We start from the raw sequence: 24,695 nt of genomic DNA, 5'->3' as shown, positions 1-24,695 counted from the left end.
GCGTGCGCATCTCAAAGCCGGGATCTCAGTTCGATTCCAGCAGAATGCCGGGGTCGGCTGCCAGGATCTCGTCGACTGCAGTGAGGAACGCGGTGGTCTCCTCCTCGGTGCCGGCATTGACTCGAGCGTGGTGGTCGATGCCGATGTCGCGGATGAGTATTCCGCGATCAAGCAGCTTCTGCCACAGTTCATGCGGTGAGGCGATATTGCCGAAGAGAACGAAGTTCGAATCGCTGGGATAGACACTGAATCCGGCGTTGCTCAGGTGTTCCGAGATTCGGTCGCGAGCGTCGATGAGCCGGTCCACGTTCTCCAGGAGGACGTCTGCGTGTTCCAGAGCGGTGCAGGCCAGCACCTGAGTGATTTCCGACAGGTGATACGGCAGACGCACCAGGCGCAGGACATCGATGAGCTCCGGGGCCGCAATCGCGTAGCCCAGGCGCAGACCTGCGCAGGCGAAGGCCTTGCTCATCGTTCGTGATACGACCAGACGGGGACGACCTTCCAGAAGCGTCATCGCCGAGGCTTGTGCGGGCCTGGAGAACTCGGCGTAGGCCTCGTCGACGATGACGATGCCCGAGCAGTTCTCGTACGCGGCTTCGATGACGTCGAGACCGATCGATGTTCCTGTCGGATTATTCGGTGTGCACAGGAAGACGATGTCTGGATCGGCTTCGGCAACCTCGGCGCCGACGGTGCTGGCATCAAGCGTGAAGTCGTCGCTGCGCGCCGAGGACCGCCAGGTGGCACCGGTGCCCGTAGTGATCAGCGGGTGCATAGAGTAGCTGGGAGTGAATCCGAGAACGGTGCGACCGGGACCGCCGAAGGCTTGCACGATATGGGAGAGGACTTCGTTCGATCCGTTTGCCGCCCAGATCATGTCGGGGCTGAGCTCGACGGTCTGACCGGCCCGGGCGTTGACTCCGTGCAGATAGGTGACCAGATGTTCGCGCAGGCCCTCGAACTCACGGTCGGGGTAGCGGTTGAGTCCGGCGAAGTGACCGTCGACTGCCGAGCGCATGCTTTCGACGACCACGTCCGGAATCGGATAGGCGTTCTCGTTGACATTCAGCTGCACCGGCACATCCAGGTGCGGAGCCCCGTAGGGCTTGAGGCCGACTAGGTCCGAACGTACTGGCAAAGACTCGTTATTTCCCACCGCATCAGTCTAGCGTTGGGGCACATCCAGGGTCTGACCCGGGTGCACCACAGGCGAGGACAGATGGTTGATCTCCACGATCTCGGTCACGACATCGCGAGTGTCGCGTTCGATTCCGAGGTTCGACGCGACGGCCCACAGCGACTCACCTTCGCCGACGACGACAGCCTCGGTGTCGATGCCGATGTCTTCGGTCTCTGCTCCGGCGGCGGCCGAGAACGACTGTGTGGCGACGAAGAATGCCCCGCCGATGATGACGAGAGCGCACACCATGGTCCGAAGCAGGCGCATCGCCTGGCGTCCACGAGTGGTGAGACGCAGTTCCTGGTTCTGTGCAGACATCGCTTAACCTCTTCCCTTCGTACGATTCCACCCGTAATAGGTAGAACGTCTGTTCTATTCAACATGCCAATCGAACATATGTCCAGTCCAACTCGAACATTTATGCGACAATGAGAGAGAACCAGCGTTGTTGATTGATCTGAAGGAACCATCTCAGGCGGCACTGACACGAGAATTCTCGACGTGAGGATCCAGCGGTGAGGCCGGCGGGAATAGAACGAAGGGGAACGAGCAATGGTTCAGAACAAACGAGGGAGGGGCCGTCCCCGCAATGAGGACGTCGCCAGCGAGATCGCGGCCGCCCGCAGCGATGACGAGGACGTCTCGATTCCGGAAGGCTCCACCGGCGAGGGCGATTTTCGTCTGACCCCGCGACAGCGACTGGTCCTCGAGACCATCGAACGCGCAGTCGTCACCAACGGCTACCCGCCGAGCATGCGTGAGATCGGCAAAGCGGCCGGACTCGCCTCACTCTCCAGCGTGGCCCACCAACTCTCCCAGCTCGAACGTCTCGGCTACGTCCGTCGAGACCCGAAGCGCCCGCGTGCCATAGAAGTGGTCAATCCCTTCGAAGAGGAAGAGGCCGAGCGCGCCAAGTACGAGGAGCTGGCCAACAACACCGTCCAGGTCCCTGTCGTCGGTCGCATCGCCGCAGGCGGGCCCATTCTGGCCGAACAGGAGATCGACGACGTCTTCTCTCTGCCGACACAGGTCGTGGGCTCGGGTGACATGTTCCTGCTCAAGGTCGTCGGTGACTCGATGATCGACGCAGCCATCTGTCACGATGACTGGGTGGTCGTGCGCAAACAGCACACCGCCGACAACGGTCAGATCGTCGCTGCGCTGCTCGATGGCGAAGCGACCGTGAAGACCCTCAAGCGCAAGGCGGGCCACCAGTGGCTGCTCCCCCACAACAAGGACTACGAACCGATCGACGGCACCTATGCCCAGATCATGGGCCTCGTCGTCTCGGTCATTCGCCGCCTCTGACATCACTGCCGGGCCCCGACGACCCTCAGGTCTTTCGACCGCCGAAGTTCTAACGCGCTGTGCCCCGTCCGATGTCGGACGGGGCACAGTGCTGTTCGACGAGGCGGAGCGCTGTCTGAAAGAGCCGAGTGCTGTCGGACGGGGCTCAGCGCGTGTCAGACTCCGGTCATATCTCCGTCTCTGCCAGACGCCCCAAGCTGCCCTTCACGAGTGCCGAATCCGTCGTCGGCCACATCGTCGGCATCGAGTTCACCAGATAGCCGCCGTACCGAGCCGAGCGCAGACGCGAGTCGAGGACCGCGACAACTCCTCTGTCCGAGGTCGACCGGATGAGACGTCCCGCGCCCTGTGCCAGGCGCAGTGCGGCATGAGTGGCGCTGACGGCCATGAAGCCGTTGACTCCCCGATCGTCGGCGTCTCTCGACCTGGCCTGCATCAGTGGGTCATCGGGCCGGGGGAACGGAAGTCTGTCGATGATGACGAGACGATTGGTCCGGCCCGGTACGTCCACTCCCTGCCACAGTGACATGGTGCCGAACAGGCAGGCCTGATCATCTGCGGTGAACTGAGAAACGAGAGACGGCAGTCCGTCGTCGCCCTGGAGAAGGATCGGTAGGTCCGATTTCGCCCTCAGGTGCTCAGCTGCGGCATTCGCAGCCGCTCGTGAGGAGAACAGTCCCAGCGCACCGCCCTGCGATGCGGTGACCAGCGCCTCAAGCTCATCCAGCGCCTGTTCGCTCAGGCCGCTGCGGCCCGGGCGCGGCAGGTGTGCTGCGACGTAGAGGATGGCCTGCCTCCCATAGTCGAACGGAGATCCCACGTCGAGGCTGTCCCATTTGGGTGCGTCGGGACCGAACAGTCCCAGCGACGCTGCGACCGCGTCGAAGTTTCCACCCAGTGACAGAGTCGCCGAGGTGGCCACCACCGTTGACTCTTCGAAGATCCCTGACCGCATGGTGCCGGCAACACTCAACGGCGCAACCACGAGGTTTGTGGTCTCGCGCTCGCGGAAGGTGCGTCGAGACAGCCACACGACGTCGTTCTTGCCCGGGGAGCAGAAGCGCTCGGCCAGTTCGAAGATCTCCTGGCAGCGGGCCTTGGCCATCTGACGGCCGGCGTCGGAGTCTTCGGTCTTGCCGCCGATGTCGTTGATGATCTGGCGAGTGGAGTCACGAATCTGGGCCAGCGCGAGGGACAGTGCCTCGCTCATGTTCATGATCAGGCCTTCGCCGACACCGCTCTGGGCCCGTTCGAGTGCCGCAGCCGCTGAATCGAGCAGCGCCACGACGCCGTCCTGAACGATCGTGTGCTTGCGCACCGAGCTTGTGGCGGCCGCGAGCATGCTGGTGTTGATCTGACCCGACAGGGCGTTCGTGACCCTGTCCTTGAGCTCGTGGGCCTCGTCGATGATGATGACGTCGTGCTCGGGCAGCACCGCGTTCTCGCCGAAGGCGTCGATGGCCAGCAGCGCATGGTTGGTCACGACGATGTCGGCCTCGGCCGCGTTGTTGCGGGCCAGCTCTGCGAAGCATTCCGTGTACAGCGGGCAGTTCGACCCGAGGCAGTCGAAGGCGTTGACAGAGACCTCTGACCACGCCCTGTCGCTGACTCCCGGCAGCAGATCGTCGCGATCTCCGGTGTCCGTGGTCTTCTCCCACGTCCGAATCCGCTGGATCTCCTCGCCCAGGCCCGATCGGTCGCTCTGCTTTCGTCCGGCCTCCGCATCGGCACCGAGGTCGAAGAGCATTCCCTCGCCCTCATCGGGATATCCGCCGGAGAGTTTGTGTTTGCAGACATAGTTGCGTCGGCCCTTGAGCAGGGCGGCCCTAGGCAGCGGGTCGAGGGTCTTCTTGACTGATTTGAACAGTCGCGGCAGATCCCTGTGGATGATCTGTGTCTGCAGTGCCAAGGTGGCCGTGGACACGATGACGCGCTTGCCCGTCCGACTGGAGTACTCGGCCGCGGGGACCAGGTACGCCAAAGATTTTCCTGTGCCCGTGCCGGCCTGGACCAAGAGGTGGATGCCCTTGTCCACCGACGAGGCGACCGCCTCGGCCATCTCTGTCTGACCCTTCCTGGTCGAGCCGCCGATGGCCCCTACGGCGGACTCGAGCAGATCTTCGACGGTGCTCACTCGCCGATGACCAGGTCCGGACGTCGGAAGTCGGCGAGTTCCGCGGCCAGGTCTGCCGGAACCTTCGCCTGCATGGCGGTTCCCTCGGCACCGTGCTCTTCATGCTCGACCGTGCCCAGGGCATAGATCTTCGACACGAGATCGCCTCGCTCATAGGGAACGAGCACTGTGACGTCGATGTTCGGCGAGGGCAGCATCGCCTCAATCGTTTCGACGAGCTCGGCGACTCCGTCCGTGGTCACGGCGGAGACGAATCTCGCTTCCGGGTACTCGGCGTGGAGTCCAGTCACCACTGCTTCATCGGCGATGTCGGCCTTGTTGAAGACGAGGAGTTCGGGGATGTCTCCCGTGTCGACGTCTTTGAGCACTTCCCGGACAGCGCGGATCTGTCCGTGCGGATCGGGGTGCGAGGCATCAACGATGTGCAGAAGCAGATCCGAATCCGAGGCCTCTTCCAATGTCGACCGGAACGCTTCGACCAATTGGTGCGGAAGGTTCCGGACGAAACCGACGGTGTCTGTGTAGGTGAAGGTGATGCCGTCAGCGGTGCGGGACTGTCTGACGGTCGGATCCAGGGTCGCGAAGAGCGCGTTCTGGACCATCACCTCGGCGTCGGTGAGCTGGTTGAGCAGTGAGGACTTGCCGGCGTTGGTGTAGCCGACGATTGCCACCGAGGGGATGTGATTGCGGGCGCGGTTCTTCCGCTTCGTGTCCCTCGACGGGGCCATCGCGGTGATCTGTCGGCGCAGCTTGGACATTCTGGTCCTGATCCGACGGCGGTCGAGTTCGATCTTCGTCTCACCGGGACCGCGCGAACCGATTCCGGCACCGCCGGCGACTCGGCCGCCCGCCTGTCGGGACAGTGACTCGCCCCAACCGCGCAGGCGCGGCAGCAGGTATTCGAGCTGAGCCAGTTCGACCTGGGCCTTGCCTTCTCGGGACTTCGCGTGCTGAGCGAAGATGTCGAGGATGAGAGCAACACGATCGACGACCTTGACCTTGATGACGTCTTCGAGTCCGCGTCGTTGGCTGGGCGCGAGTTCGGAGTCGATGATCACAGTGTCAGCACCCACGGAGGCAACGATCTCGGCCAGCTCGGCCGCCTTGCCCTTGCCGAGGTAGGTGCCGGGATCCGGGGTCTCACGTCGTTGGATGATCGCGTCGAGGACCTCAGATCCTGCGGTCTCTGCGAGGGCGGCGAGCTCCCTGATCGAGTTCTCGGCATCGGCCTGTGTCGTATTCCACAGTCCTGCGAGGACGACCTTCTCCAGGCGGACCTGGCGGTATTCGACCTCAGTGATGTCTTCGAGTTCGGTGGACAGGCCAGCGACTCGTTTGAGCGCGGCCCTCTCAGCCAGATCGAACTGCGAGGCATCGTCGACGTTTGATTCGTTGGTGCCCAGCGCCTGGGCGCCTCGTGCGAGAACGCGGTCGAGCATCGCGTCCCGACGTTCTTTGTCAGTGGACGTCATTCATTCCTTTGTTCGCTTCCACTCTCTGCGGCACTGCTGCCGCGGAGAGTTTCCTCTCAGATCAGAGAGGTGTCCATCAATTCTCCCACAGCCGTCTAGACTGTAACGGTGTCAGAGCACTATTTCACGCAATCGCCCAGCAGCGAGGCCAAAACACGCGAGCTCTCACTGAACCTCGCGGGCCATGAAGTCACGGTCGAGACCGTCTCGGGGACCTTCTCCCCCACCCGCTTGGACCTGGGAACCGCAGTTCTGCTGCGACATCTGCCGGTGCCAGAGCCGGGTGACATCCTCGATCTGGGGTGCGGCTGGGGCCCCATTTCCTTAGACGCTGCACTGAGTGCCGAGGACGCCGAGGTGGATGTCAGGGTGTGGGCACTCGACGTCAATTCCCGATCCCTTGACGCCACTGCCAAGAACGCGAAGCGTCTCGGGCTGACGTCGATCCGTCCCGTCACCGCCGAACAGATCCCACCCGACCTGCAGTTCAGTGCGATCCGTTCGAATCCGCCGATCAGGGTCGGCAAGGAGGCTCTGCACGAGCTGCTGACCACCTGGCTGCCGCGGCTGGCTCCCGGTGGGCGTGCCGATCTCGTCGTGTCCAAGAACCTCGGTGCGGACTCGCTCCAGAAGTGGCTCATCGAGACTCTGGGAAGTGGATTCAGCGTCGTTCGCACCGGATCATCGAAGGGTTACCGGGTCCTCACCGTCGACCGCGACTGATGGCCCCGTCGGTGTGGCCGGCTGGAGCTCATCGGCGGCTGGCGCGTCTCAGCTGATTGTGCCGCTGGCAACCAGGACTGCCGGACCGGAGAGGGTGACGCTGCCGCGTGTACCATCCTCATTCGGGGTGATGCCGATGCGCAGCTGGCCCCCGGGAACATCCACCCGCCATTGCAGAGGCGATGCTGGACCTGCCCAGTGGTGCGCGGCGATGGCGGCAGCACAGGCTCCTGTACCGCAGGAGCGAGTCTCGCCGACTCCGCGTTCGAACACCCTCATGCGCAGGGCGCCCTCTCCCCCGGCCACATCGCTGCGGGCGGGTTCCATCACGATGTATTCGATGTTCGACCCCTGCGGCGGTACCGGGTCGAGGACGGGGGCGTCCCGCAGCTCAGCACTTTCGAGCTCAGCCGACTCCGCGAGTGCGACCACGGTGTGAGGGTTTCCCGTCTCGACCCGCATGCCGGGGCGGGGCACTTCGATGCCAGACGTCGAGACCAGAACGTCATCGCTGTCGTCGAGAGACCACTCGCCCATGTCGATCATGTACCAGGCGTCGCCTGCGGAGCCGGGCTGCGTCCGCCCTGCCGGTGCTGTCGCAGCGGAGTCTCCGGTCTGCTTGCCCAGTGCCGGATTGAGGACAGTGTGCACGGTCTTGATGCCATCACGCGTGCCGACGAGGATCTCTCTGGCGTCAGCAGCGACTCGTCCGGTCGTCACGAGCACGTGGGCGAAGACTCGCACTCCGTTGCCGCACATCTCGGAGAGGCTGCCGTCGTGGTTGTAGTAGTCCATGAACCATTCGGCTCCGGCCTCGGCCTGTTCCTGGGCACCGGGAATCCCGCTGCTTGCGGAGCGGACGATGCGGATGACCCCGTCGCTGCCCAATCCTGAGCGACGATCGGCAAGGAGCGCGATCGTCTCCGGATGCATCTCCAGATCACTGTCATCATCGGCCAAGAGGACGAAGTCGTTCTGTGTGCCGTGCCCCTTGATGAAGACGGTGTCTGCGATGTCGGCGAATGGTGACTGGGAGGAACTCATGGTCTCATCCTATCGGTGACAGACCCTCACGTGGCACAGTCGGCATTCAGCTCTCGTGGACTGTTTCCAACCCGTGTGAACTGTCGTCAACCCGTGCGAACTGTCTTCAGCCTGCATGACTTGCCTTCACCTCTCGGGACCTGCCGTGTCTGCGATGGTCGCTGTCGTGTCTGCAAGGATGTCCAGGGCTTTGGCCGCATTGGCCTCATGGTCACCGGCAGTGGCGTCGATCCAGGCGATGCGCGGGTCTCTGCGAAACCACGTATCCTGTCGGCGGGCGAATTGCCGGGTCCTGATCGTCGTCTGCTCTTGGGCGGCGTCCTTATCGAGTTCGCCGGCCAGATACTGCTGGATCTGTGCGTATCCGATGGCACGGGACGCGGTCCTGCCTTCGGCCAGACCACAATCGAGGAGATTGCGCACCTCGTCGACCCATCCTTCCTCCCACATGATTCCCACCCGAGTCGCAATCCTTTCGTGCAGCGTCGTACGCTCGACGCTCAGTCCCAGGTGAAGAGTCGGTTCGATTGCCTGGTAGTCGGGCAGTTGAGCGCTGAAAGGGCGTCCGGTCAGCTCGATCACTTCGAGGGCACGCACGATGCGTCGGGAGTCGTTGGGTGTGATCTTCGCAGCCGCGGCTGGGTCGACCTCCTGAAGATGCCGGTGCCGGCCCCAGCGATCGGCTTCGACCTCCGATTCGATCCGCGCCCGCACCTCGGCGTCGGTGCCGGGAAACTCCATCAGATCTGTCGCTGCACGAGCGTACAGTCCTGACCCGCCCACAAGGATGGGACGTTTCCCCCTGGCACGTATGTCAGCGATGGCCTTACGCGACTGTCGTTGAAATGTCTGCACATTCGCTTCTTCACGAACGTCGAGGATGTCGATGAGGTGGTGGGCAATCCCCCGACGCTGCCCGACGGGGAGTTTGGCGGTGCCGATGTCCATACCCCGATAGAACTGCATGGAATCCGTGTTGACGATCTCCCCGCCGAGATGCTCGGCCAAATTGAGAGCGAGATCTGATTTGCCTGTGGCTGTGGCTCCGGCAATCGTGATGGTCGGCTGGTCGGCTGTACTCAACGTTGGCTCATTTCAGTACGTCCCGGTCCCACACAGCGAACGAACCTCGTGGACGCGCTCGTCGAAGACGGTCGTGAACGAATAGTCGCGACCTCCTTGAGTCCGCATATGCACAGCGGCGGCGTCGAGGAGGTCGAGATCAGCGTGGACGTCGGCTGCAGCATCGATCGCAGCAGAGACCGCGCCGATATCTCCAGCTTGGAGTGAGCGAACGATCCTGTCGTCGGCCTCCGCTGCCTGGGGCACGGGGGCCAATGGGGCGTTGTCCGAGGCTGCGACGGACAGGTCGATGGGAATCAGCAGGTCGTCGCTGCTGCCCAGCGGGCCGATTCGAACCCCGGAAGCGTGGGCGTGGAGGAGTGCCACGGCGATGGCAGGATGCGCGGATTCGCAGTCTGCACGGCTGGCAGGGCTGAGTTCTGATACAGCCTGAACCCAGTCCTCGCCTTCGAGCAGCTCATTCGTGCGGGTGTCGATGCCCCGATCGATCCCCAGTCCCCCGAGGCCGACCAAGAGTGGCAGTCCGCTGACCGGCAGTGCCCACGACGCCTTGGTCAGCAGACAGGACTCGATCGACGTTCGCAGCGCCTCAGCTGTGGCGGCCTCTGCCAGGTTCACGCCTGCCAGGAGGATTGGGGCCGCCGGGATGATCGCAAAGGAGCGCATCTCAGCCGCGGATGCGGATGGTCGGCATGCCCAGGTTGGTTGATCCGCCGCTCGTCTGGCCCGGCGCCGGGGCACCGCAGCTGTCCGCCTGAGCGCGGTCATAGGCATCGCCTGCTCGGGACGGACGCACACCGAAGCCCGAGTCGGCCAAGAGGAAGAAGGGTTTGGCATCTGTCACGGTAGCGGTGACGAAGTCACCGGGACGTGGCATGGACGCTCCCTGCGGGATTCCGACATGGACGAGTCGATTATCCGCGGATCGGCCGGTTAGTCGTGGTGAGTCATCATGAGGTCTGGTCGTGACGAGGACTTCGACCTCTCGACCGATCTGTGCTGTGTTCTCCTCCCAGGAGATCTCATCCTGGAGGGCCGTCAGCCGCTCGAAGCGTTCCTGCACGATGTGCTTGGGCACCTGATCGTCCATCGTGGCGGCAGGAGTGCCTGGTCGTATGGAGTACTGGAAGGTGAATGCCTGCGAGAAGCGCGCACGACGCACGATGTCCATGGTGCCCAGGAAGTCTTCTTCGGTCTCTCCGGGGAATCCGACGATGATGTCGGTGGTGATCGCTGCGTGCGGGATCTTCTCGCGCACGGAATCCAGGATGCGCATGAATCTGCTGGTGCGGTAGGACCGGCGCATCGATTTGAGAATCGTGTCGGACCCGGACTGCAGCGGCATGTGGAGCTGCGGCATCACGGTCGGCGTTTCTGCCATGGCATCAATGACATCGTCGGAGAATGATGCAGGATGTGGGCTGGTGAAACGCACACGTTCGATGCCCTCCACATTGCCCACGGCGCGCAGCAGTTTCGCGAATGCGCCTTTGTCCCTGAATTCTGCGCCGTAGGAGTTCACGTTCTGGCCCAGAAGCGTGACTTCGACGACTCCGTCGGCGACGAGCGCTTCAACCTCGGCCAAGATGTCGCCGGGCCTGCGGTCCTTCTCCTTGCCGCGCAGGCTGGGAACGATGCAGAACGTGCAGGAATTGTTGCAGCCGACCGAGATCGACACCCACCCGGAATGCTGCGACTCGCGTCGACTGGGCAGGGTCGAAGGGAAGACGTCGAGGCTCTCGAGGATCTCGACCTGGGCTTCCTGGTTGTGTCGGGCTCGTTCGAGCAGCGCCGGCAGTGATCCCATGTTGTGGGTGCCGAAGACGACGTCGACCCAGGGGGCCTTCTTGACGATCGTGTCCCGGTCCTTCTGCGCCATGCAGCCACCGACTGCGATCTGGAAATCGGGGTTGCGTTCCTTGACGTGGGCGAGCTGACCGAGGTTTCCGTAGAGGCGATTGTCCGCGTTTTCCCGCACCGCGCAGGTGTTGAAGACAATGACGTCGGCTTGGTCATCGGTGTCCGCGGGAACATAGCCCGCATCGTCGAGAAGTCCGGAGAGCCGTTCGGAATCGTGGACATTCATCTGACAGCCGTAGGTCTTCACCTCGTAGCTGCGTGGTGATTTCTCGGTGGAGGCGGGGGCATCAATCAGTTCAGTCATGGCGCAACTATTCTAGCTGTTGTCTGTCATCGGCGTTGTTCAGTCCTCGGCGAGGACTTCGCGTGTCACTTTCAGACAGACTGAGGATGCAAATCCGCGTCGGGCGAGCATACCCAGGATTCGGCGTTCGCGGACTTCGTGGTCGAGTCCGCGTGTCGATGCGGCCTTCTTCTCGGCTACTTGGCGGGCGAGGTCATCTTCCCCGGCCACATCTTCGACGGCGCCGGAGACGATCTCTGCGGGCAATCCCTTTTTGTTCAGTTCTCGTTTGAGAGCCGATCGGGAGAGCTTGCGTCGTTCCCGGTGAGCGCGCACGTAGCGGTGAGCGAATTCCTCGTCGTTAAGGAGCCGGGACTTCTGCAGTTTGGCAATGAGCTCATCGACGGCCGCCGGCAGGAAGTCACGTTTGAGCAGTTTGTCGCGCAGTTCGCCGCTGGCATGGTCGCGCATGGCCAACATGTTCATGGCCGTCTTCTTCGCCTTCGCGTATGAGGCGTCGAAATCCTCAGGCTCAGCTTCATCGTCGAACTCCAGCGCGTCAGCGAACGAGGGAGCATCCCTTGATGATGTGACATCAGAGGGCAACGAAGATTCCGAGGGCAAGGTGGAATCAGCGAAGTACTCCGACTCCCCCTCGGCATGCCTCTGGTCGATCTCGGTGATGGCCTCGCGCAGCTTGTCCAGCTTCGTCGTCGGCGCATCTGATCTCGCCGAGCCTCCCCCGTGGGGTCTCGACTCGGCGAGATCGCTTCCGCGATCGATCGGCTCAGGAGACTTCGACGTCATCCGATTTCGAGCTCTCTGCTGCGGTGTCTTCAAGCTGGTCGACCTCTGCCTCGGGTTCGGGCTCGTCAACCTTGATCAGACCCATCTTGTGCTTGATCTTGAGTTCGATTTCTTCGGCCAGGCCTGGGTTGTCGCTGAGGAAGGTTCGCACCTTCTCCTTGCCCTGCCCGAGTTGGTCCCCGTCGTAGGTGAACCAGGATCCGGATTTGCGGATGATGCCGTTGTCGACGCCCATATCGATGAGGCTGCCTTCGCGGGAGATTCCGTGACCGTAGATGATGTCGAACTCGGCCTGCTTGAACGGCGGTGCGATCTTGTTCTTGACGATCTTGGCACGGGTTCTGTTGCCGACCGCATCCTGACCTTCCTTCAAGGTCTCGATGCGTCGCACGTCGATGCGCACGGAGGCGTAGAACTTCAGAGCCTTACCACCGGAGGTGGTCTCTGGTGAGCCGAAGAAGACACCGACCTTCTCACGCAGCTGGTTGATGAAGATCGCGGTGGTCTTCGACTGGGACAGTGCACCCGCGATCTTGCGCAGGGCCTGTGACATCAGTCGTGCCTGGAGGCCCACGTGGCTGTCGCCCATCTCGCCTTCGATCTCGGCCTTCGGCACGAGTGCCGCGACGGAGTCGATGACGATGACGTCGAGCGCGCCGGAGCGGATGAGCATGTCGGCGATTTCAAGCGCCTGCTCACCGGTGTCTGGCTGAGACACGAGCAGCTGGTCGGTGTCGACTCCGAGCTTCTTCGCGTATTCCGGGTCAAGTGCGTGCTCAGCATCGATGAATGCTGCGATTCCGCCGGTCTTCTGTGCATTGGCGACAGCGTGCAGTGCCACTGTGGTCTTACCCGAGGATTCCGGGCCGTAGATCTCGACGACACGACCACGTGGCAGGCCGCCGATGCCCAAAGCGACGTCGAGTGCGATGGAACCGGTGGGGATGCAGGCGATCGGTTCGCGAACCCCTTCGCCCAGACGCATGATCGCGCCCTTGCCGTAGTTGCGGTCGATCTGTCCCAGCGCGGCGTCCAGTGCCTTCGACTTATCTCCGCCGGTTGGGATCTGCAGGTTCTTCGGTGTCCGAGCCATGGTCTCTCCTAAAAGTTTCTTTTTCCGTTGAGACCAAGGCTAGAAGGTGGCACTGACATAACAACAGAGGAACGAATTCCCCCGTGGATGATCAGCCACTCATGGTCACAGGTCCCGTGATTCATTACCAGCATAACCGACATGGGAACAAGTGTTCTATATGACGGCGCGTGTCGCACTATTTCCCACCTGACGCCACTCCCCCCTCTGCCCCAGTCACCCGGACCAGGCACCCGCGATATCGCACTGCGAACAGGCAGGATTCGAATGATGAGGAAGAGTCCTGGGAACGACAGTCCCACGGAGGGGCAACCCTAGAAGGGACGTGAACGCGGCTTCTCTTTGCCCAGGCGGTGTGATTCGGGCACGCCCGAGGCGTCACAGACTGCGATCCAGATGTCGCGGGGTTCGATGCCTGCTCGGAATGCCTCTTCGGCGGTCCGAGAACCCAGGCTGCTCAGTGCGAGGTCCGTGTGCAGCGATGCAGCACGAGCCTCTCCGAACTCCTCGTTCATGAGGACCCAGTAGAGGGTGTGACGCATTACGGCTTGGCTGCCAGTCGTGGCACCGGGTATCCACCCGGGCGCCCGAGGATCTTGTCCGAGAGTTCCTGTGGAATGGTGTCGGGAATCTCGACGCCCTCTTCGAGCGCGAAACGATCGGAGACCGATGACAGCAGAGCCGACAACGGCAGATCGAGTGCTTCACAGATCGCGGAGAGAAGCTCCGAGGAGGCTTCTTTCTGTCCGCGTTCGATCTCGCTGAGGTAGCCCAGCGATACGCTGGCTCCCGTGGAGACGTCGCGCAGGGTGCGCCCCTGGCGCCGGCGTACGGAGCGCAGTGCGTCACCGATTTCAACTCTCAGTAGCATTGCGCGTCCCTCCCTTTGTCTCCGTGAACAGTCGTGATGGTGTAGTCAACTTTACAGCCCGGTCGATGCCGAGCGCCAACCTGGGTACGTGACCTGATGGTTTTGCCAGTCCATTCGAAGGTGCCGATGTGTATTCGTCCAATTGCCATTATCTGGTCAACTTCGCCGAGGTCGAACTTATTCCGCAGCTGCACCGTCATGATTCTTGGGGTCCGTTCGCGTCGGGGCCGAACGCCAGCCGGGTGACGAAGTCGTCGAGGTCTGCCACCATGGCCGCGACCGTCTGTGCGCGCACAGCGTCCCGATCTCCGGCGAAATGATGCTCGCTGACCTGCGCTTTTCCGGCGAAGGCTATGGCCGTGTAGACGAGACCGACCGGTTTGTCGTCCTGCGGCTCGGGTCCGGCGACTCCGGTGCAGGCCACGCCGATGTCGGAGACACATTCCCTGGCCGCACCGGCCGCCATCTGAGCTGCGACGACTTCGTCGACGGGTCCTGTCTCTTCGAGCTGGTCGGCATCGACTCCGGCAAGCCGCGATTTGAGGTCGGTGGCATAGGTGATGAGTCCACCGCGTACCACGGCGGAGGCTCCGGGAACATCGACGAGCGTGGCGACGAAGCGACCGCCGGTCAGTGATTCCGCTCCAGCGACCGAGAGTCCCACCTGCGCACAGGTGGTGATGAGGTGCTGACTTCGGGAGAAGAGATCGGTCTCGTTCACAGGCTCACTTCGAACTCGGGTCGGAGGCTCCGGTCTCGGCAGTTCCGTCTCCTCCGCGCGATTCCTTGGCAAGTTTCGCGGCCTGGAGGCAGTAGTCGATTCCCGTCACGACTGTGACGACGATGGCGGCGACCATGATCAGCCAGGCCAGGATCAGCAATGCGAAGGTCGCGCCTTCCGGGACGATCTGCGCCGTGGGGCGAAGGAGGAGGAACAGCCCGATGGCGACGGTCTGCAGCACGGTCTTGATCTTGCCGCCTCTGGATGCGGGCATGACGGCGATGCGGATCATGAAGAACCGCAGCACGGTGATGCCGAGTTCCCGGACGAGGATGATGATGGGAACCCACCAAGGGATCTCAGCAATCGCGGCCAGGCCGATGAGTGCCGCAGCCATCAGAGATTTGTCGGCGATCGGGTCGGCGATCTTGCCGAAGTTCGTGATGAGGTTGTACTTGCGTGCGAGATCTCCGTCGATCTTGTCCGTGGCCATCGCCAGGAGGAAGACGACCAATGCCCACCACCGCATGGTCATGTCCTGGCCTCCATCGGCCAGGAGGAGGACGAGGAAGACGGGGACGAGCAGGATCCGCAATACGGTCAGGGCGTTGGGAACATTCCACGGGCTGGGCTCTGCCGGTGCGTGTCCCGGGGTGCCGTTCTCTGATCGATCATTCACGTGTCAAGCCTATCGGAGTGACATGTGAATGGCGTGGAGCCGGCCACTCGTTTCAGAGGCCGGCTCCACGCCGAATTCAGATCTTCAGTTCTGCGCTGTCGCTGGAGTCAGCGGCCTGTGAGCGACCAAGCGTCCTCACCGCTGGTCTCTACGACTTCCAACCCGGTCTCGGGGTCGACGTCGCCGACATGCAGGTCTGCGGCATGCCCGACGCCCGTCGCATAACGATCGTTGGCACGGGAGCCTGAAGACCGCGCCGAGGTGTCTGCCCCCGAGCCTCCGAAGTCATCGAACTCCTCGTCGTAGTCTGCCGCCGCCGACTGCCCGCCTGCATCATGCGCTCGGCTGGCGCCGTAGCCGTCATCATCCGCACCGCCGCCGGCCTCCGGGTTCGTGTCCTCGTCCGGCGGGGTCTCGCCCTTGATGATCGCCAGCGTTCCCGGCAGATCCTCGGGCCGAACGAGCACGTCGCGAGCCTTCGACCCTTCGGAGGGTCCGACGATGCCTCGTGATTCCATCAGGTCCATGAGACGCCCGGCCTTGGCGAAGCCGACGCGCAGCTTGCGCTGCAGCATCGAGGTCGAGCCGAACTGCGTGGTCACAACCTGCTCGGCCGCTTGAAGCAGGAGTTCGAGATCGTCGCCGATCTCTTCGTCGATCTGCTTCGTCGGCTTTTCCACCGCAACATCTTCACGGTAGTTCGGCTTGAGTTCGCCCTTGACGTGTTCGACGACCTTCTCGATCTCCGACTCGTTGACCCAGGCACCCTGGACACGCATCGGCTTGGCAGCACCCATGGGCAGGAACAGTGCGTCACCCTGTCCGATGAGTTTCTCCGCGCCCGGCTGGTCGAGCACGACTCGGGAGTCAGCCAGGGATGAGGTGGCGAACGCCAGGCGTGAGGGCACGTTGGCCTTGATCAGTCCGGTGACGACGTCGACGCTGGGTCGCTGTGTGGCCAGGACCAGGTGGATACCGGCCGCACGCGCCAGCTGGGTGATGCGCTGGATCGAAGCTTCGACGTCGCGTGGGGCAACCATCATCAGGTCGGCGAGCTCGTCGACCACGACCAGCAGGTAGGGGTAGGGCTGGAGCACCCGTTCCGATCCTGCAGGAACTTCGACGCGGCCCTCCCGGACGGCCTTGTTGAACTCGTTGATGTGCTTGAACCCGTAGTTCGCGAGGTCGTCGTAGCGGGCGTCCATTTCGCGCACTACCCACTCGAGCGCCTCGGCGGCCTTCTTGGGGTTGGTGATGATCGGGGTGATGAGGTGCGGGATGCCTTCGTAGATCGTCAGCTCCACGCGCTTGGGGTCGACGAGGATCATACGCACCTCGTCAGGGGTTGCGCGCATCATGATCGAGGTGATCATCGAGTTCACGAAGCTCGACTTACCGGCACCGGTCGCACCGGCGACCAGCAGGTGGGGCATCTTCGCCAGGTCGGCGACGACGAATCCGCCTTCGACGTCCTTGCCCACGCCCATGACCAGTGAGTTCTCGGTCTTGCGGGCGGCCTTCGAGCGCAGCACGTCGCCGAGGGAGACGTTCTCCCGGTCGGAGTTCGGGATCTCGATGCCTATGGCCTTCTTGCCGGGAATCGGCGAGAGGATGCGGACATCGGCACTGGCCACTGCGTAGGCGATGTTCTTCGACAGTGCCGTGACCTTCTCGACCTTGGTGCCCGATCCCAGCTCCACCTCGTAGCGGGTGACCGTGGGGCCACGTGAGAAGCCGGTGACCTGTGCGTCGATCTTGAACTGGTCGAGCACGTCGCGCAGTGCTTCTACGACACGGTCGTTGGCCTCGGAGCGCTCCTTTGCGGGCGGGCCGGGGGTGAGGTTGTCCGAGCTCGGAAGCGTGTAGGTGACGTCCCCGGCCAGAGTGAGCTGCTCGACGCGTTCCGGCAGCTGTTCGGTGGGTGGCGGTGCCGGATTGTTCGTCACCGGCACCGGCGCCGAGGCGTCACCTGGCGCGGCCTTGTTCGTGACCGTGGCGGCATCATCGTCCATGCCGATGGTCTTCTTCAGCGCAGCTGTTTCCCGCTCGGCCTTCGTCGGTCGACGTTCACCCGGCTTGAATTTCGGTCGTTCGATGACGGTGGTGTCGGCTTCTTCATCGCTGACATCGTTTTCATGGATGTAGGCCTTGTCGTAGGCCTTGGTAGTCGTGTCATCGTCGGCATGTTCACCCTCAGGCAGGTCGGTCTTCTTTTTCTTGGTCCGACGTTTGGTGCCCATGACGGGCTTGAGGGTGGAGGTGCGCGCGTTCTCAGCGACGAGGTCGGTCGAGTCCTGTCCGTCCTGCTTCTCAGAACTGGGGCGCGCTCCCCCGGTCAGACGCAGGTAGAGATCCATCAGGCGCTTAGGGATCGAACGCACGGGTGTCGCGGTGATGACCAGCAGGGAGAAGAGTCCGAGCAGCACAAGCAGCGGCACGGCCACGAAGACGGTGGTCGCGATCACGAGTGGCGATGAGATGACGAATCCGAGTGCGCCGCCGCCGTTGGCCATAGCATCATTGGAGTTGGTGAAAGTCGGATTGCCCGCGGCAATATGGGCCAGTCCGGATGCGGAGAGCAGCAGGAGAATGATACCGATGAGGATCCTGTTGTTGCCCCGGTTATCGTCTCCGCGCAGGAACAATCGAATCGCGTAGCAGGTGAAGATCACCGGCAATGCGAGTGCCACCCTGCCGAAGGTGCCTTCGACGACGTTGCGGACGACGTCGCTGATGGCACCGGGGATGTTCCACCATTCGAAGGCTGCGATGATGATCGAGAGACCGATGAGGAAGAAGGCGGTGCCGTCTCTCTTGGTCGGTGACTGATCGCTCGGTTCGTCGCTGAGGATCTTTCGCGCACGGTTTCCGGCCATGTGGGCCACTCCCCTCCACGCACCGGTGACAACGTTTGTCCCGGGGTCTTCCTTGTTCCCCGCTTGCCCGGTCCGACCAGCAGTTTTGCGCGCTGTGCCTTTTCCTTTACCAGAAGCGGGGGAAGTCGTTCTGGTCGCCATGCTTCTCATCTTAGGGCGATTATGCGCTCCTGCCCAGTAAATCCGCAGGGTTCGGCGCGCCGGGGCCGGCTCGATACACCGTTAGATCGAGTGCCGTTCAACCCATAGCAGGATACGTCTTCACAGTATTCAGGCCACAAAGACGCACCCGTGTCGTGGGCGGTCCGGCGCATCCCGGGACTCGTTGGTCCGGTGACTGTTCTTCATGTCAGGAGTCGTCTGAGTTCTCAGCAGCAAGCTGATCGAGGTCACGCCCGGATGCTTCACTGGGGTGCATGGCGATGAAGAGGGCCCACTGCTGAGCATCCTCGGTTTTGCGTCGAGATTTGAAATCCTCAAGCAGCTCCTGAATGCGGTCCCTGAACTCTGCTATTTCATCCTCGGTCAGCATCGCGGCCATGCGCGCCATCGTGCGGTCCTCATAAGGCGCAGAATCGAATTCGGCCACAAAGGCATCGATCATCGGGTGCGTCATGTCACCGGTGTTGACGTACCAGCTCTTACCGGTGGCGCGATATGGGATTTCGCGTGATCCGCGCTTGCCCCGACGCTCCTCCTGAGCCTCAAGAAAGCCTGTCCCCACAAGCATTCTCACATGGTGCAGAGCCGTGGCCGGATTGAGGTCGAGCTCGGTCGCGATCTCTCGATTGCTCAGCGGCTCATCCAAGCACAACCGAAGAATGCGCAAGCGCACGCCGGATGCCAGCGCCTTTGCCTCGGCGTCGGTCGCGTCTCGGCGCTCGAATTCGGGCATCGAATATTCAACCGACTGCTCGTTGCCAGTCCTGTTCGACGCCTCGTCTCTCATGGCTTCAACGGTACCAGCGGTGGGCTCAGACCAATCAGGAAACCTGAAGTGATTGACTTATCCCAATCAGTGCGCTTTGATAAGTGTTTGAGAGACGCCAATCGCTCGCCTAGGAGCCGCACAGTGCCGACCGACGACGTGCCCGACCGACTGCCGACAAACTCCGAAGGTCAGCCACACGACGCGGCCCGGTCCACACCCCCACCGCGGAGCACGCTGTTTCGACATCACGACTTCCGGCAGCTGTGGATGGGCGATACCGTCTCAGTGTTCGGCGTCGAGTTCGTCACCTTCGCCATGCCGCTCATCGCCGTACAGCTCCTGCATGCGGATGCCTTCCAGATGGGGGTGCTCTCGACGTTGGAGTCCCTCGCCTTTCTTCTCATCAGTCTTCCGGCTGGAGCATGGGTCGACCGCTTGCGCAAAAAACACGTGATCGTCGCCGGCGACGTCCTCAGAGCACTCGTCCTTCTCACCATTCCCGTCGCCTGGGTCGTTGATGCCCTGTCCTTCGTTCATCTCTGCATCGTCGCCACCGTGATCGGAATCGTCACTGTCTTCTTCGACGTGGCCAACCAGTCCTATCTGCCCTCGATCGTCTCGGGCGACCAGATTGCCGACGGCAATGGAAAGCTGCAGGCTACCCAGCAGACGGCCCAGGTCGCAGGCCCATCGCTGGCTTCAGGACTCGTCAGTCTCATCGGGGGTCCGCTGACGGTCGGAGCCACAAGTGTGTGCATGGCGCTGTCGAGCCTGTTCATCAGCCGGATCCACCATCGCGAGCACCGGCCGGAGGAACGGGAACGCTCCAGCCTCCTCGCTGAAATCCGCGAGGGCCTTTCCCTGGTCCTCGGACACGTGCTCCTGCGCCGCATCGTCGCCTGCACGGGACTGTCCAACTTCGCGTCCTCGGCGATCTTCGCTCTCATCGTCCTCTATGCCCTGCGCACACTGGGTCTCAGCCAGTTCCAACTCGGGATTGTCATGTCGGTCGGTGCGGCTGGCGGCATTCTCGGAGCCATCAGCACATCGTGGGTGCAGCGAATCGTCGGCGAAGGCCGTTCGATCGCCGTCTCCGCGGCACTGAGCGGGGTATGTTTCCTGACAGTGCCCGCCGCTGATCTGCTTCCCTCGATGCCGACTCTGTTCATCGGCTGGTTCCTCATCTCGTGGGCCGTCGTCGTCTACAACGTCACCCAGGTCAGCTTCCGCCAACGGCTGTGTCCGAAACCCCTTCTCGGACGCATGAACGCCTCGATTCGGTTTCTCGTGTGGGGCCCGATGCCAGTCGGGGCCTTCCTCGGTGGAACGATCGGACATGCGATCGGGATCGTTCCGACCTTGTGGATCTTCGCCGCTGCAGCCGTGTTCTCCTCGCTGCCCGTCCTCATCTCCCCACTCATCTCGATGCGCGTCCTCCCGGACTCACTCAATCTGCTCGATGACGATGGGGATGATGATCAGTCGAGCTGATCCCTCAGCCCACTCCGTAGAGGTGCTCCGGCCTGCCGGTGCTTCCGTATTGGAGCGAGACGGTGACGGCTCGGGACTCGGCCAGCTTCGCCAGGTGGCGCTGGGCAGTTGCGCGGGAGGTGCCCACGACATCAGAGACCTCCATCGCCGTCAGCGAACGATCTGCGCCTTCGAGCGCCTCGAGGATCCGTCCGCTGGTCGACGAGCCCGAGCCTTTGGCCGGTGCACTCCCAGGCGCGGAGACATCATGCAGACTGCGCAGCTGACGTTCGAGCTCCGGCTGGCTGACCTTCTCGCGGTCCCAGTAGCGCCGGAAGCGGGCATAGCGCCTGAGGAAGTCCTGCAGCTCCTCGGCAGCGAAGGGTTTGATGATATAGGTCATCGCTCCTGCCCGCAGAGCCGAGCGCACCACGTCGGGATCGGCCACGGCCGAGAGCACGATGGCATCGACATCGGTCTCACGGATCAGTTCGACACCGTTACCTTCGGGCAGAACGTAGTCAGCTAACAGCAGGTCCACATCGTCCTCGGCGATGATCGTGCGCGCGGTACGCAGATCTCTGACCGGTTCCAGGGCGTGGAATCCGGCAACTTCGTTGACGTACCGGCAGTGGATCTGCCCCACATAGAAGTCGTCATCGAGAACCAGAACGTTGACCATCATCTCTCCTTGTCGTCTGCGGAAGTCTCGTCCGCAGGAATGTCGTCTTCGTGGTTGCCGCCTGTGGAGATGTCGTCGTCCGCATCCTCGCTGAGAACATCGGGCAGGCCCATGGCGAAGCTGGCACCCCCGAGGTCTCGATCGTGACCGCTGAGCAGCCACACTCTGCCGTGGTGTCTCCGGGCGGTCCTTCGGCACAGCGCCAAACCGATGCCGTGGCCATGTTCTGGGTCGAGACCGTCGGCGCTGCTGATCCCCTCGTCGAAGATGGACTCCGCATCAGCGTCATCGACTCCCCCACCGGAGTCGGTGACGACGGCATGCAGCTCCGGACCGGAGCCGAGCAGCGTCACCTCGACTCTGCCGAACACCTCGTCGGTTCGAGAAGCACCGTCAGCACCGCTGCCGCTTGCATTCGTCACCACCGCTCGCACCGCATTGTCGATGAGATTGCCGAGGATGAGTGTGACGTCCTCGGGCTCCTTCACCCGACCCAGCACCAAGGAATCCGGGGTGACTGCAAGGGTCACACCCGCCTCGGCGGCGGTGGTCCCCTTCGCCTCGAGCAGCGCACGAAGATACGGGTCGGTGATCACCTCGATGCCTTCGACGGGGGTCGCGATCGGTCCGGTCCGCAGGATCGTGGCGAGGTAGTTCCGTGCCTCATCGGTGGCACCTGTGTCGACGAGGCCGAGGACAGTGTGCAGCCGGTTGGCGAACTCGTGGCGCTGAGTGCGCAGGGCCCGGGCCATCGACGTCACCGATTCGAGCTGACGGGCCATCGTCAGCACCTGGGTCTCATCGCGCAGGGTGACGACCCCGCCGACAGAGACCCCATCACGGCTCACCCGCACAGCCGTGGCCAACAGGATCCGATCGCCGACGGTGACTCGCCGACGCAGGGCACCGTGATCGGGTGCATCGAGCATCATGCTTCTGATCACCTCAGGCACGTCCGCCTGTGAGGCGTTCGCGGCCCCGGCCGTGACCGAGGCCGTGGTGTCCTCGCCTGTGTCGGCATCGTCTTCGTCGGCATCGACATGGGCGATCCCGAGCAGCTCTTCGGCCGTCGCATTGGACAAGGTCGGCTCCCCGGATGAGCTGAAGGCCAGAACACCGTCGTCGAGGCCGCGCAGGACTGCACCCTGATCACGTGCCATCTCCGCGAGCTCCTCGGGGCCCACACCCAGAGTCTCGCGGCGCAGCCTGCGGCCCAGAGCGAGCGAGGCGATCACGCCGATGATCAGGGCGAGGACTGCGACAGAGCCGAGAACAAGGAATTCTCGTCGCAGGTCGGCATCAAGCACCGAAGCGTGGATGCCGACGGAGACCTGTCCGACGACAGTCTCATCATCGGAGGAGGAATAGATCGGCACCTTCGCCCGCACGGTCTCGCCGAGGGTGCCGCGCTCATGGCTGATGTTCTCCCGCCCGGCCAGTGCTTCATCCGGGGAAGTCGACACATGCTTGCCGATATTGTCCCGGTCCGGGTGGGTCAGTCGGATTCCACGATCGTCGGTGATGACCGCGAAGACGATGCCCGAAGAGTCCCTCAGGTCGTCGGTGATCTTGATCAGCGCCGATGTGATCGCGTCATCAGGCTCCTGTGCATGTTCGGCCGAAGCCCGAGTCGCGCCCCTCCTCACCTCCGGATCGACCGCCAGGGCCCGGGCAGTCGCCAGGGCCTCGGTCTCGGTGACCTCAGTGACCGAGCGCGCACCCATCCAAGCGAAGACTCCGGTCACCAGCGCCAGCGTCACCACAACGACCGCGAGCTGGCTGAGCAGCACACGGCGCGAGAAGGATCGGGTGGGACGTCGCACCGACCCACACTAACCACGCATGAGCGAAATGCGCAAAAGGTGCCAAAGAGGCAGAACGTGTTCAGTGCACACAAACGCGCGCCGCGACAGAACGCGATCTAGGGTGTATCGGGCATCACATCCGCCTTCATAGGAGAAGCACGTGCTCGTAGTTCTCGGTTTCGCAATGATCATCGTCTTCATGACGCTGATCATGACGAAGCGACTCTCACCGATCCTGGCGCTGATCATCGTCCCGACCGTGTTCGGACTGTTCACCGGCGCAGGCCTGGGAATCGGCGAAATGGTCATGGACGCCATCGCGGACATGTCGTCGACGGCAGCGCTGCTGCTCTTCGCCATCATCTACTTCGGCATCATGATCGACGTCGGACTCTTCGACAAGCTCGTCGAGTTCATCCTCAGGGTCGCAGGCCACGATCCCGTCAAAGTCGTCATGGGCACGGCCCTGCTGACCGGAGCGGTCTCCCTCGACGGCGACGGGTCGACGACGTTCATCGTCGTCACCGCCGCAATGCTGCCGATCTACCAGCGCCTGGAGATGTCGCCCGTGGTGCTGACCTGTGTCGCGGGTCTGATCAACGGCACTCTCAACATCGTCCCCTGGGGCGGTCCGACGGCACGCGCATCCTCGGCCCTGCAGATCGATGCCAACGAGATCTTCGCTCCGATGGTCCCGGCTCTCGCTGCGGGCCTGCTGGTGTGCTTCGTCTTCGCCTACTTCCTCGGCATCTCCGAACGACGCCGTCTTGCCAAGAACGGTGTGGCCTGGGTCGATGAGTCCAATTCAGGATCGAAGCGCTCCGACCTCGTCGGTGCAGTCGCCCGCTCGAGCACGGGTTCAGCCTCGGGTTCAGATTCTGCTCCCAGCACCGGGTCCACGTCGGGATCCGATCACGGCGCGCCAGCCTCGGCGGGATCATCGCTCGCGGAGACCGCGGGTTCCGATGACGGCTCAGAAGCCGGTTCCGGCTCCGGTTCCGCTCTGACCGACACCGCGCTCGACCCCAACCGAGCGACGCTGCGTCCCAAGCTCTTCTGGTTCAACCTGACGCTGACCGTGGCCGTGATGGTCATGCTCGTCGCCGACCTGCTGCCCCTGCCCTACCTGTTCATGATCGCCATGGTCATCGCCCTCATGGTCAACTTCCCGAATATCAAGGCACAGCAGGAAGAGCTGGCCTCGCATGCCTCGGCGATCATCGCCGTGGTCGCAATGGTCATGGCCGCCGGCGTTCTCACCGGCATCATGAGCGGAACCGGCATGGTCGACGCCATGGCCGAGTGGCTCGTCGACGTCATTCCGACATCCATGGGCCCCTACATGGCCGTCATCACCGGGCTGCTCTCGATCCCGATGACGTTCTTCATGAGCAATGACGCCTTCTACTTCGGCATCCTTCCAGTGTTGGCCGAAACCGCCGGACACTTCGGCATCTCCGCGGCCGATATGGCCAGAGCCTCCATCACGGGCCAGCCGGTGCACATGCAGTCACCGCTGGTGCCCGCGATCCTGCTCCTCGTCTCACTCTCGGGAGTCGAACTCGGAGACCACCACAAGAAGGTCCTGTGGCGCGCCCTCATCGTGTCACTGGTCATGCTGACCGTCGGCGTCCTCATCGGCGTCATCGCAATCGGATAGGACCACGACC

22 protein-coding genes are annotated in these 24,695 nt (G+C 62.8%); 4 read left to right on the top strand and 18 right to left on the bottom strand.

The features are described 5' to 3' along the window. Nucleotides 1-25: 25 nt before the first annotated feature. Together FO013_RS10890 and FO013_RS10885 are read right to left on the bottom strand one after the other, a co-directional pair. Entirely contained in the window at nucleotides 26-1,159 is a 1,134-nt protein-coding gene (locus FO013_RS10890) for a histidinol-phosphate transaminase (protein ID WP_143922559.1), read from the bottom strand. 9 nt (nucleotides 1,160-1,168) lie between these two features. Then, nucleotides 1,169-1,501 carry a LysM peptidoglycan-binding domain-containing protein gene (locus FO013_RS10885; protein WP_143922558.1) on the bottom strand — a complete coding sequence of 111 codons (333 nt, stop codon included), beginning with the start codon at nucleotides 1,499-1,501 and terminating at the stop codon, nucleotides 1,169-1,171. 234 nt (nucleotides 1,502-1,735) lie between these two features. On the opposite strand from FO013_RS10885, the gene lexA reads away from it, so the two are divergent. Continuing rightward, a complete protein-coding gene (gene lexA, locus FO013_RS10880; protein WP_143922557.1) occupies nucleotides 1,736-2,491 on the top strand; it encodes a transcriptional repressor LexA in 756 nt (251 codons plus the stop codon). 166 nt (nucleotides 2,492-2,657) lie between these two features. Here lexA and FO013_RS10875 read toward each other — a convergent pair whose 3' ends face one another. Continuing rightward, nucleotides 2,658-4,625, bottom strand: coding sequence for an ATP-dependent DNA helicase (locus FO013_RS10875; protein ID WP_143922556.1), 1,968 nt, complete (start codon nucleotides 4,623-4,625; stop codon nucleotides 2,658-2,660). Then, nucleotides 4,622-6,097, bottom strand: coding sequence for a GTPase HflX (gene hflX / locus FO013_RS10870; protein WP_143922555.1), 1,476 nt, complete (start codon nucleotides 6,095-6,097; stop codon nucleotides 4,622-4,624). Before hflX ends, FO013_RS10875 begins: the two co-directional genes overlap by 4 nt. A gap of 108 nt (nucleotides 6,098-6,205) precedes the next feature. On the opposite strand from hflX, the gene FO013_RS10865 reads away from it, so the two are divergent. Next, nucleotides 6,206-6,820 carry a class I SAM-dependent methyltransferase gene (locus tag FO013_RS10865; protein ID WP_143922554.1) on the top strand — a complete coding sequence of 205 codons (615 nt, stop codon included), beginning with the start codon at nucleotides 6,206-6,208 and terminating at the stop codon, nucleotides 6,818-6,820. Nucleotides 6,821-6,868: 48 nt separating this feature from the next. Here the strand turns inward: FO013_RS10865 and dapF are convergent, their stop codons facing one another. The 12 genes from dapF to FO013_RS10805 form a co-directional block, all read right to left on the bottom strand. After that, nucleotides 6,869-7,864, bottom strand: a complete 996-nt coding sequence (gene dapF, locus FO013_RS10860; protein ID WP_186293055.1) for a diaminopimelate epimerase — start codon at nucleotides 7,862-7,864, stop codon at nucleotides 6,869-6,871. A 126-nt stretch (nucleotides 7,865-7,990) separates the two neighbouring features. Continuing rightward, nucleotides 7,991-8,947 carry a tRNA (adenosine(37)-N6)-dimethylallyltransferase MiaA gene (gene miaA, locus FO013_RS10855; protein ID WP_143922553.1) on the bottom strand — a complete coding sequence of 319 codons (957 nt, stop codon included), beginning with the start codon at nucleotides 8,945-8,947 and terminating at the stop codon, nucleotides 7,991-7,993. 12 nt (nucleotides 8,948-8,959) lie between these two features. Further along, entirely contained in the window at nucleotides 8,960-9,565 is a 606-nt protein-coding gene (locus FO013_RS10850) for a hypothetical protein (RefSeq protein WP_143922552.1), read from the bottom strand. 49 nt (nucleotides 9,566-9,614) lie between these two features. Next, nucleotides 9,615-11,111 carry a tRNA (N6-isopentenyl adenosine(37)-C2)-methylthiotransferase MiaB gene (miaB, locus tag FO013_RS10845; RefSeq protein ID WP_143922551.1) on the bottom strand — a complete coding sequence of 499 codons (1,497 nt, stop codon included), beginning with the start codon at nucleotides 11,109-11,111 and terminating at the stop codon, nucleotides 9,615-9,617. Nucleotides 11,112-11,150: 39 nt separating this feature from the next. Then, nucleotides 11,151-11,897: a regulatory protein RecX gene (locus FO013_RS10840; RefSeq protein ID WP_143922550.1), complete on the bottom strand. Its 747-nt coding sequence runs from the start codon at nucleotides 11,895-11,897 to the stop codon at nucleotides 11,151-11,153. Further along, nucleotides 11,878-12,990, bottom strand: coding sequence for a recombinase RecA (recA, locus tag FO013_RS10835; RefSeq protein ID WP_143922549.1), 1,113 nt, complete (start codon nucleotides 12,988-12,990; stop codon nucleotides 11,878-11,880). Before recA ends, FO013_RS10840 begins: the two co-directional genes overlap by 20 nt. Before the next feature lie 314 nt (nucleotides 12,991-13,304). Beyond that, nucleotides 13,305-13,532: a DUF3046 domain-containing protein gene (locus tag FO013_RS10830; protein WP_101619758.1), complete on the bottom strand. Its 228-nt coding sequence runs from the start codon at nucleotides 13,530-13,532 to the stop codon at nucleotides 13,305-13,307. Beyond that, nucleotides 13,532-13,861, bottom strand: coding sequence for a helix-turn-helix domain-containing protein (locus FO013_RS10825; protein WP_143922548.1), 330 nt, complete (start codon nucleotides 13,859-13,861; stop codon nucleotides 13,532-13,534). The genes FO013_RS10830 and FO013_RS10825 overlap by 1 nt, the downstream gene beginning before the upstream one ends. 196 nt (nucleotides 13,862-14,057) lie before the next feature. Then, complete coding sequence (locus FO013_RS10820) at nucleotides 14,058-14,582, bottom strand: CinA family protein (protein WP_186293054.1); 525 nt, start codon at nucleotides 14,580-14,582, stop codon at nucleotides 14,058-14,060. 4 nt (nucleotides 14,583-14,586) lie between these two features. Continuing rightward, nucleotides 14,587-15,261, bottom strand: a complete 675-nt coding sequence (gene pgsA, locus FO013_RS10815) for a CDP-diacylglycerol--glycerol-3-phosphate 3-phosphatidyltransferase (RefSeq protein ID WP_143922547.1) — start codon at nucleotides 15,259-15,261, stop codon at nucleotides 14,587-14,589. A 107-nt stretch (nucleotides 15,262-15,368) separates the two neighbouring features. Further along, a complete protein-coding gene (locus tag FO013_RS10810) occupies nucleotides 15,369-18,278 on the bottom strand; it encodes a DNA translocase FtsK (protein ID WP_260848097.1) in 2,910 nt (969 codons plus the stop codon). 208 nt (nucleotides 18,279-18,486) lie between these two features. Continuing rightward, nucleotides 18,487-19,086 carry an ArsR/SmtB family transcription factor gene (locus FO013_RS10805; protein WP_395949617.1) on the bottom strand — a complete coding sequence of 200 codons (600 nt, stop codon included), beginning with the start codon at nucleotides 19,084-19,086 and terminating at the stop codon, nucleotides 18,487-18,489. A gap of 123 nt (nucleotides 19,087-19,209) precedes the next feature. On the opposite strand from FO013_RS10805, the gene FO013_RS10800 reads away from it, so the two are divergent. Continuing rightward, on the top strand, nucleotides 19,210-20,559 hold the full coding sequence (locus FO013_RS10800) for an MFS transporter (protein ID WP_260848096.1): 1,350 nt from the start codon (nucleotides 19,210-19,212) through the stop codon (nucleotides 20,557-20,559). A gap of 4 nt (nucleotides 20,560-20,563) precedes the next feature. On the opposite strand, the gene FO013_RS10795 is transcribed toward FO013_RS10800, so the two are convergent. Together FO013_RS10795 and FO013_RS10790 are read right to left on the bottom strand one after the other, a co-directional pair. Next, a complete protein-coding gene (locus FO013_RS10795; RefSeq protein WP_260848095.1) occupies nucleotides 20,564-21,223 on the bottom strand; it encodes a response regulator in 660 nt (219 codons plus the stop codon). Then, nucleotides 21,220-23,043 (bottom strand): sensor histidine kinase, encoded by a 1,824-nt coding sequence (locus FO013_RS10790; RefSeq protein ID WP_143922546.1) that lies wholly within the window; start codon nucleotides 23,041-23,043, stop codon nucleotides 21,220-21,222. The genes FO013_RS10795 and FO013_RS10790 overlap by 4 nt, the downstream gene beginning before the upstream one ends. Before the next feature lie 142 nt (nucleotides 23,044-23,185). Between FO013_RS10790 and FO013_RS10785 the strand changes: the two genes are divergently transcribed. Then, a complete protein-coding gene (locus tag FO013_RS10785; RefSeq protein ID WP_143922545.1) occupies nucleotides 23,186-24,685 on the top strand; it encodes a CitMHS family transporter in 1,500 nt (499 codons plus the stop codon). Nucleotides 24,686-24,695: the final 10 nt, after the last annotated feature.

Origin of the sequence: Brevibacterium aurantiacum, from assembly GCF_007558825.1 — a bacterium.
Taxonomy (GTDB): domain Bacteria; phylum Actinomycetota; class Actinomycetes; order Actinomycetales; family Brevibacteriaceae; genus Brevibacterium; species Brevibacterium aurantiacum_A.
This window is presented reverse-complemented; position numbering and strand designations above follow the sequence as displayed.